The organism is Brevibacillus sp. NL20B1 (assembly GCF_018195675.1).
Lineage (GTDB): Bacteria > Bacillota > Bacilli > Brevibacillales > Brevibacillaceae > Brevibacillus > Brevibacillus aydinogluensis.
Genome location: NZ_JAGTPT010000043.1, coordinates 1 through 8,202, shown reverse-complemented (window position 1 = coordinate 8,202; position 8,202 = coordinate 1). Strand labels below are relative to the sequence as shown.

The window sequence follows — 8,202 nt, the reverse complement described above, 5'->3', positions numbered from 1 at the left end:
TGCTGCTGCCTCTCGGTATTCCCATACCTATCATGGAAAAATGTCTGGTACATTTGACAAATTGAAGGCAGACATCTTTGACTTAATTGTAAATGAAAGAATCCCAGTAATGATCCACGTACCTAATCATCTTGTTGTTGCAAAAGGATTTAAAGGGACGCTCTCAGTTGACGTAGACGGCTCTCCATACTACAGCCAAATCACTCCAGAGATGATTTTGGTTAACGACCCAGGTAGCAGTTCTAACCAAACGTTGCAGGACGTTATTAACCAACGAGGGGCAGTGGATTATTACACTTACTACACGGACTAAGTCTAAATGTATAAGTCTCCCTAATAAGACGGGAGACTCTTCTTTGTTGACATACGCTGGCTGGAGTACCAGTGTCCTTAGGCAATATCATTAACCCCTTGTATGCCTTCGAGAGCTTGCTCCAAGTGGAAGCTTGTAAAAACTTACACCCCTTAGTCATGGGAAGCCCCTCGGGAAACCGATGATGACGTGAAGGGGTGTGTTGTGTGCAGGAAACGTGACTTGTCCGGGCCGGCGGCTGACGAAGCGTCTGCCTATGGCTGTCGGACATGCGCGTCAGTTTTCTTGGCTTGTGGAATCAGCCGGAACATGTACACGTAGAGCAGCGCACTCACCAGCGTGAGCCCGAGAATGACCGCGAAAACGCCGACGGGGGAGAGTCGCTCTGACAAGCCGATGGTCAGCGGCGCGAGGAACCGGCCGATCGAAAACTGCAGCGAGGACGCCCCCATGTACTGGCCGCGTGCGTCCTCCGGCGCGTATTTGCTGATGAAGCTTTGGGCCACGGGGGTGCGAATCAGTTCGCCCAGCGTCATGATGACGATGCAGCCGAACAACAACCAGATGTTGACCGTAAAGCCCATCAGGAACAGGCCGAGACCGCACAGAACGGACGACAGCACGAGACTGTTGCGGTCGCTCCAGTTTTCAAACCGGCGCGTGACCGGTAGCGTGAACAGCACGACCAACAAGCCGTTCAAGCCGATCAGCCAGCCGAACGCGGAGGTGCCCCCAATCGAAAACGACCAGTCACCCCACCAGACGAGCGGCTGGATGGGCACGTGTTCCTTGACGTACAGCGCCATGAACAAATCGAGCTGCATGAAGGCGATCGCGATCAGGACACCCGCTCCGATGTAGATGGCAAACGGCTTGTCGCGAAAAATCACGACATAGCTTTGGAACTGCTCCTTCAATGAGAACGCTTGGCGAGCACTTCCTGCCTGGTGCGACGGCAGTGTCTCCTTGATCCAGACGTATATCGCAAGGCCGAACAACAGTTCGACGATCATGCAGATAAGCAGCAGTTCAAACCGGTGGTGCACGAAAAAGAAGGAGCCAAGAACAGGCCCGGCAACGACGCCAATGTTCATCGCGGTGTAAAAGGTGGCAAATATCAGGCGCCGATCCTCTTCCGATGTCAGGTCGGCCACCATCGCCGAACTGGCCGGCCAGTACAGGGAGCCGGCAATCCCGATGCCGATAAAGGCGATGTAATCAACCCAGGGCGAGGGAGAAAAGGCAAACAGCCCGAACATCGTCGAAGACAACGCGATGGACATCAGCATCGTCGTACGTCGGCCGATCCGGTCGGCCAGGTATCCTCCGGCCAGGTTGGCGAACATCCCCAGCAGCGGAGGTACGGTCAGCAGCAGTCCAGCCTCCTTTTTGCCGAACGCGTCGCTGAAATGAATCGCCATAAAGGGAAAGTACATCCAGAAAAACGTATGCGTAATCAGCTCGCCGAAAAGCCTGATTTTCAAATTTAGGTCCCAAGAACGCCAATGCATGACAAGAATCCCTCCGATTTCTCGATGGTTTGCTGTCTGCAGGCGCCCTTCCCACGGCGTTTTCCATCCGCGCGCAAATGCAAAAGGAGGAACGAAAAAAAGCGCAATCGGGAGAAGCGAGACCTCTACCTCTTCCGCATGCGCTTGCTCGACAAGGTCGGGATACGGGCACGGGGAAACGGACGAGTGCGAAAACGGCGCGTTTTCACCTGCCCATGCCAGGAAGCCAATGGTGACAGCTGTCCGGCCCGGCCCCTTATCGAAAAGGACGGAAGTGGTTCAGGCGTCCTGCAGCTTTCTTGCAAGACAGGGATGTGAAAGGGGCGGAGACCCCTCGCACAAGGTCCCCGTCCTATGCCAGAAAAACTGCAGCAATCGCCATGAACCAACACTCCCATCCTTTGACTGTTCATTCAAAAGATTTGTACAGATAAACACTCTTTGATGACTAGAATACTCCATAGATGTGAAAACATGCAAGAAAAATTTTTTATCCACCAGCGGTTCCGCTGTTCGCCGATTGTGTGCGGGTGGGCGTTCCGAATACCGGTAATGAGCAGTCTCATAATTGAAAAGTATCTGTCCATTCGGTAAAATAATTTTTATCTATTGCACCCTGGGGAGGAGTTAGGATGTTGGATCCACGCATCGGCAAGCTGGCGGAAACTCTGCTGAATCACTCCGTTCGTTTGCAGGCACAGGAATGTTTGTTGATTGAAGTACGCGGAGAAGGACAGGCGCTTGCCAAGGAACTGATCAGGCAGGCGTACGCCAGGGGAGCGTATCCGTTTGTGCGGTTCATCAATCCGGCCATACAGCGTGAATTGATGATGGGCGCTGACGAAAGGCGGGCGTCCTACCAGCTCAAGTGGGAACAGGCGATGTTTCAAGACATCCAGGCGTTTATCGTGATCAACGGGCCCACCAACACCAGCGAGGCAGCCGACGTGCCCATCGAGCGCAGCCGTGCCCATCAGGCGGTGATGCAGCCCCTTTCCGACTACATCATCACCCAGATGCGCTGGGCGCTGCTCAACTACCCGACGCCGGCGATGGCCCAAAGCGCCAACATGTCCACCGAGGCGTTCGCAGACTTTTACTTCGACGTCTGCTCACTGGACTATCAGAAGATGCACGAGGCGTTTTTGCCGCTGAAAGCACTGATGGAGCGGACGGACAACGTGCGCCTGGTCGGGCCGGGTACCGACCTGACCTTTTCCATCAAAGGCATGCCCAGCGTGATTTGTTCCGGCGAGGCGAACATTCCGGATGGAGAGATATATACGGCGCCGGTGCGTGACTCTGTTAACGGCACGATTACGTTCAACACGGCCACCACGTATCAGGGTACCCGGTTTGAAAACGTGCGGCTCACGTTTGAAAACGGCAAGATTGTAGAGGCGACAGCCAACAACACCCAGAAGCTGAACGAGATTCTCGACAGCGATGAAGGAGCCCGCTACATCGGCGAGTTTGCCATCGGCGTCAACCCGTACATCCTGCACCCGATGAACGACATTTTGTTTGATGAAAAAATCGCCGGCAGCTTTCACTTCACTCCCGGGCGCGCCCTAGAAAATGCGGACAACGGCAACCGCAGCCAGGTGCACTGGGACATGGTAAATATCCAACGTCCGGAGTACGGCGGCGGCGAAATCTGGTTTGACGACGTGCTGATCCGCAAAGACGGCCTGTTCGTCCTGCCGGAGCTGGAGGCGCTCAATCCGGACAAGTTGAAAGGCTGAACAACTGAAATTGGATGTCTGGCCCGTTTATCCAAGCGGGTCTTTTTTTGTCGCAGCGGTCATTACCGGGAAAGATAGTAAAATATTTACAGTAAATTGAATCTTGTGATAATCTATATAAAAAAGTTAAAAAGGATAAACAACTTTCGTAGGGGGCTTCTGCTATGGTAGAGGACGTTCGAGAGATGCTTCTGAGGTATCGACTCCAGGAGAACATCACGCTCAGTGAGTTGGCGGAGCGGACAGGTGTCAGCAAAAGCGTCCTGTCACGGATCGAATCCGGGGAAACGAAACGGCCCGGATTTGCCACCTGCAAAAAAATATCGCAGGCGCTGCAGATTCCCTACGCATCGCTAATCAGCGCGTACCTGGACATGACCGAACAGGCTGAAATGCTGAAGTTTCTGCTGGAAGAGGCTGTTTCCCTGAATAATAGGTCGCTGGTTCGGAAAGCGGCGCAAAAGTTGCTGGAGACCCCTAAATTGGACCCCTTTCTTGCCCTGGATACGTTGCTGCATGTCGCAAAAGAAAAAGAAGAGGCGGAAATCAAACTGGCCCTGTATGACGTATTGATAGACTATACCAGAAGACGCGGCATTCCTTACTACCTGGCAAAAGGGTTACTGGAACGGTATGAAATCGAACGCGACCACTTTACCCAATTCGAGGAGATTTACCGAAGAGGAAAGGAACTGCTGCATTACATCGAATACCTGCACCCGATGGAGCGAATCACAGCCTATTATCGTTTGGGCGTACATGCGTACATTCTGGATTACTATCAGGAATGCATTGATCTGTGCAGCAAGGGGATTCGTGAAGACCAAACCGACAACAAACATAAAGCCTCCGCTCTGATTGCCATAGTCAACGCGTATCTGCGCCTGGACGATCTCATTTTGGCCGAGCTTTACCTGAAAAAGTATGAAAAAAGCGAATATGCGGACTACCGCAAACACCACCTCCGGGCACTGCTGTATGCAAAGAAAAGGGAATATGACGAAGCAATTCGTCTCTATAAAGAATGTCTTAATGAAGCTAAGCAGGATGCTCGAATTTCAATTGTCAGTGATCTTCTGGAAGTATATCTGGAAACCGGAAGAAATGACTTGATCAACGAGTTGATTGATTCTGAAGATCATTTTTTACCTGTTGACTGTCATCCACACAGGATCAAAAATGCCGCTATATATTACCAACGAAAGAGCATGTGCCAGTTCTCAATGGGACAGATTGACGAGGCGAACGACAGTCTTCTGAAAAGTATTGAATACTATCGGCAGCTTGGCGATTCTGAAAAGGTGATCGAGTGTTTCGGCCTGCTCGTAAAGCACCATCGACTAAGCAGCAGAAAATTGTCAAACAAGCATATGGAAATAATTGAAAAAATATGCTATATTAATGAAATAATGGCATAAGGAGGTGTGTTCCTGTGAAAACTTTGCTGTCGCTGCTTGCGTTTGCATTCCTCTTCACCGCAACCGCTGTCCCCGCAGCTCTGCCACATCAAAATGGACAAGGTTCTATTGTCGTAACGGGTGCTGACCCGGACTGGGACTAAATCAATTGAGGATCTGAAATCAGCTTCCCCCACATTGAGATGCACACTCTCAATATGGGGGTAATTTTTTTTGGCAAAGATCATGAGCGTGCGCGGAACAATTCCTGATAAGCACAGTTTAACTACTTTCTAAACAAATATGTTTACAAACACCCTTACCGCATATTATACTTATCATACAGAAAAGTATGGTAAGTGAGGTGGATGTAGCCATGATCCGTTTGGGATGGAAACGTCGGCTGCATGTGATGTTTGCCGGGAAACTGCTGGGACGGGAATTGTACGCGGATGAGGGGTATGTGACACAACTGCTGGAGATGGGCCAGCAGGAAGCGATCGCAGAGTTTGACCGCGACTTGCAGGCGGTGATTGTTCGCCCCTGACACGGTTCGAGGTCGTTCCCTCTTTTCACGGCAGAGGGAGCGCTGGCACAGCAGCCTGCTTTTTCAGTACAATGGGGAGAAAAGCGTGAAACAGAGGGATTAACGTGAGTCGCAAGGGATGGTTAGAATACGTCGTGACACAGGAGGATGCGGGGCTAACCGTCGAGCAGATTGCCCGGCAAAAACTGAGCGTATCGGGGCGAATGCTGCAGCGGTTGACGCGGAGCAAAGGGATATTGCTGAACCGCAAGTCTCCATTTTTGCAGCGGCAGGTAAAGGCCGGCGACAAGATAGCGGTACGGGTGCAAGACAACAGACTGGGGCAGGATAAGGGGCCGGCGATGAAGGCATCTTCCCTTCCGATGCCACCTGTTGTGCAGGTAGATGTGCTGTTTGAAGACGATCACCTCTTGGTCGTATGCAAACCGGCGGGGATGATGGTTCACCCGACCCGCCGAGAGCAAGGAAACACGCTGGTGCACATTCTGGCCGATCAGTACCGGTACAAGGGAGAGAACATCCAAATCCATACGGTACATCGTCTGGACAAGGAAACGTCCGGTGTCATTTTGCTCGCCAAAAGCAGCTACGGTCATCTACTGGCTGACCGGCTGCTGCGGGAAGGGAGCATCAAGCGGGAGTACCTGGCTGTCGCCTCCGGTGTGGTGGAGAACGATGCAGACACGATTCATGCCCCGATCGGCCGCGACCCGCGCCACCCGACCAGACGGCGTGTCATGGACAGCGGTGATCCGGCTGTCACCCACTATGAAGTGATTGCCCGGTCAGAGGAGGCCACATTGGTGCGTGTATGGCTGGAGACGGGACGCACGCACCAGATACGCGTCCACTTTCAGCACATCGGACATCCCCTGGTGGGCGATGCCATGTACGGAGGAAACAGTGGGCTCATACGGCGGCAGGCCCTGCACGCCTGGAGGCTTTCGTTTGTGCATCCGGTGAGCGGCGAAGAGATTGTGTGCACTGCCCCCATGCCGGAAGACATGACAAGCCTGATCACCCGGCTCCGGTTGTAGGCTGGGGACCCGCACCCGTCGGGAAAGCTGGGACACGTAAGTCCGGCAGCTTTCCCGGTTGTATGACAAGGCTTCATTGTACAAGAAAGTCCTGGACCTTCACATCTTCGTTGGGCAAATGGATGACCTGTTCGATCTTAAACGATTTGCCATCAATAATTGCCATTTGTCCTCCGATTTGAGGGTGATTCTCTGTTTGAGACAATACATACAACCTGCCATGTTTCATCTGGGCAGTCATATAAGGCACCTCAAATGTGACGTTCTTCTTGATGGAAAATTGATCGTCCAGGACGAACAGACCAGTATTGCCGCTAGAGGTGATATAGGTGATGTAAATGGTATTCGGATCAACCAAGAATATTTTGTCTGCTTCCGCTGCCTCGTCAGGATAGGCGATATGGGAGATTTCTCCGGTATCTGCATGAATGCGGGTCAGACTGCCATCGGTGTTTAGCAGCAAGTAATCATGTACCTTCAGCATCTCTGTAGCGCCATCCTTCACCTGATAACTGCGGATAACGTTTCCGTCCTTTCTGTTAATGACATGGACCTCGTTTACTTCTTTTTCGGCGTTGTAGTTTAACACGTATATACGGGATTCATCATACGTGGCGCTGCTTAGATACGATGGCAGGCGGATGCTTGATTGCGTGCCGAAGATTGAGTCAGTGATGTACAGTGTATTCTCCTGGAGGCTGGTGTTCAGGCTTTCGATTCGGATGTGTTTATCCCGGATCATAAACGTATAGGGGGCGGCTAAGGCGTGTTCCGTTTTGTGAAAGTCATCGTCGATCGTGTAATACTTTGACATGTGTTCTGCAGGCAGGATCAGATTGTTATTGGTGTCTTTGATGAGATAAGGGGTGTCACTGAATGAATAGGTAACCTTCTCAAATGATTGACCGTCATTTGTGGCCACAATATAGGTGCGGCCCATAAACGGGTGTGAATACAAAAACAGGTATTTGTATTCGCTCGCTTTTTTGCTCACCGAAGTGGGCTCTTGAAACGAAAGTATTGCCGCGATGACCAGAACCGCGAGAGAGAAACATCCCCCGAAGAAGAAAAATCCCCAGATGATCCTTTTCAGATTGTTCGCAACCATTAGTTTTCACCTACAGTAAGGAATTTATCGATTTTCGATGCTGAAACCTTAAAAGGGAAGAGTGTGCGCGAACCACACTCTCCCAGTTCCATTAATATTCAACGGTGAGCTTCGACTCGGCAATATCTGCTGGCGTTACGATAAATCCTCCATCGGCATCTACGTCAAAGCCTTGTTCATACCATGCTTTCCACACTAGTTGCGAGCAATAAAAGCCTTTTGTAAAATGTTTTTCAACATTTAGTTTGTATGGTTTGCCTAGCTGGCTGTAAGCGTATTTCTGAGCGTTAACGTAATCTTCTTCATCCGCTCCCTTGACATAATACTTATAGGCAGTCTTGAACCTTTTTCCCCAGTTGTTTTTATACACCCTTACTCCATCATCGGGCCAAGCTTCCACAATGTAATCGTTGTTTTTCCTTACGATCGCAGCGTGGCCATGATTCCAGCCTGAGGTCCTGTTATCAAATGTAATCAAGATATCCCCTACTGTCCCCATTTTGCCGTTGGAGCTTCGTGATTTTTTTGTGTTTTGCTCTTCTAC

Annotated in this window: 9 protein-coding genes; 6 read left to right on the top strand and 3 right to left on the bottom strand. The window is 51.1% G+C overall.

Translation table 11 applies throughout. From position 1 onward, the window contains the following. Positions 1 to 313, top strand: a 313-nt coding sequence (locus tag KDN35_RS19545; protein WP_212133710.1) for a hypothetical protein, incomplete at its 5' end; no start/stop codon positions are given. 254 nt (positions 314 to 567) lie between these two features. On the opposite strand, the gene KDN35_RS19540 is transcribed toward KDN35_RS19545, so the two are convergent. Further along, the gene (locus tag KDN35_RS19540; RefSeq protein WP_171564011.1) at positions 568 to 1,824 is read right to left on the bottom strand and encodes an MDR family MFS transporter; all 1,257 of its coding nucleotides are present in this window, start codon (positions 1,822 to 1,824) and stop codon (positions 568 to 570) included. 632 nt (positions 1,825 to 2,456) lie between these two features. Here KDN35_RS19540 and KDN35_RS19535 point away from each other — a divergent pair. From KDN35_RS19535 to KDN35_RS19520, 5 genes are all read left to right on the top strand, one after another. Continuing rightward, positions 2,457 to 3,569, top strand: coding sequence for an aminopeptidase (locus tag KDN35_RS19535; RefSeq protein WP_171564012.1), 1,113 nt, complete (start codon positions 2,457 to 2,459; stop codon positions 3,567 to 3,569). A 164-nt stretch (positions 3,570 to 3,733) separates the two neighbouring features. After that, a complete protein-coding gene (locus KDN35_RS19530; protein ID WP_212133708.1) occupies positions 3,734 to 4,987 on the top strand; it encodes a helix-turn-helix domain-containing protein in 1,254 nt (417 codons plus the stop codon). Positions 4,988 to 5,001: 14 nt separating this feature from the next. Further along, entirely contained in the window at positions 5,002 to 5,130 is a 129-nt protein-coding gene (locus KDN35_RS20160; RefSeq protein WP_256379840.1) for a hypothetical protein, read from the top strand. Between the two features lie 212 nt (positions 5,131 to 5,342). After that, a complete protein-coding gene (locus tag KDN35_RS19525; protein WP_171564014.1) occupies positions 5,343 to 5,513 on the top strand; it encodes a hypothetical protein in 171 nt (56 codons plus the stop codon). Positions 5,514 to 5,617: 104 nt separating this feature from the next. Next, the gene (locus KDN35_RS19520) at positions 5,618 to 6,550 is read left to right on the top strand and encodes an RluA family pseudouridine synthase (RefSeq protein ID WP_212133706.1); all 933 of its coding nucleotides are present in this window, start codon (positions 5,618 to 5,620) and stop codon (positions 6,548 to 6,550) included. Between the two features lie 73 nt (positions 6,551 to 6,623). On the opposite strand, the gene KDN35_RS19515 is transcribed toward KDN35_RS19520, so the two are convergent. Both KDN35_RS19515 and KDN35_RS19510 read right to left on the bottom strand, forming a co-directional pair. Beyond that, positions 6,624 to 7,658, bottom strand: coding sequence for a YncE family protein (locus KDN35_RS19515; protein WP_212133704.1), 1,035 nt, complete (start codon positions 7,656 to 7,658; stop codon positions 6,624 to 6,626). Between the two features lie 91 nt (positions 7,659 to 7,749). Next, a partial coding sequence (locus KDN35_RS19510) for a YiiX/YebB-like N1pC/P60 family cysteine hydrolase (protein WP_283092167.1) occupies positions 7,750 to 8,202 on the bottom strand: 453 nt, incomplete at its 5' end.

What these genes read in the sequence shown, in the direction of transcription:
- KDN35_RS19515 (WP_212133704.1), bottom strand. Translation starts at nt 7,658, where the DNA reads ATGGTTGCGAACAATCTGAAAAGGATCATCTGGGGATTTTTCTTCTTC.
- KDN35_RS19535 (WP_171564012.1), top strand. Translation starts at nt 2,457, where the DNA reads ATGTTGGATCCACGCATCGGCAAGCTGGCGGAAACTCTGCTGAATCAC.
- KDN35_RS19525 (WP_171564014.1), top strand. Translation starts at nt 5,343, where the DNA reads ATGATCCGTTTGGGATGGAAACGTCGGCTGCATGTGATGTTTGCCGGG.
- KDN35_RS19530 (WP_212133708.1), top strand. Translation starts at nt 3,734, where the DNA reads ATGGTAGAGGACGTTCGAGAGATGCTTCTGAGGTATCGACTCCAGGAG.
- KDN35_RS19540 (WP_171564011.1), bottom strand. Translation starts at nt 1,824, where the DNA reads ATGCATTGGCGTTCTTGGGACCTAAATTTGAAAATCAGGCTTTTCGGC.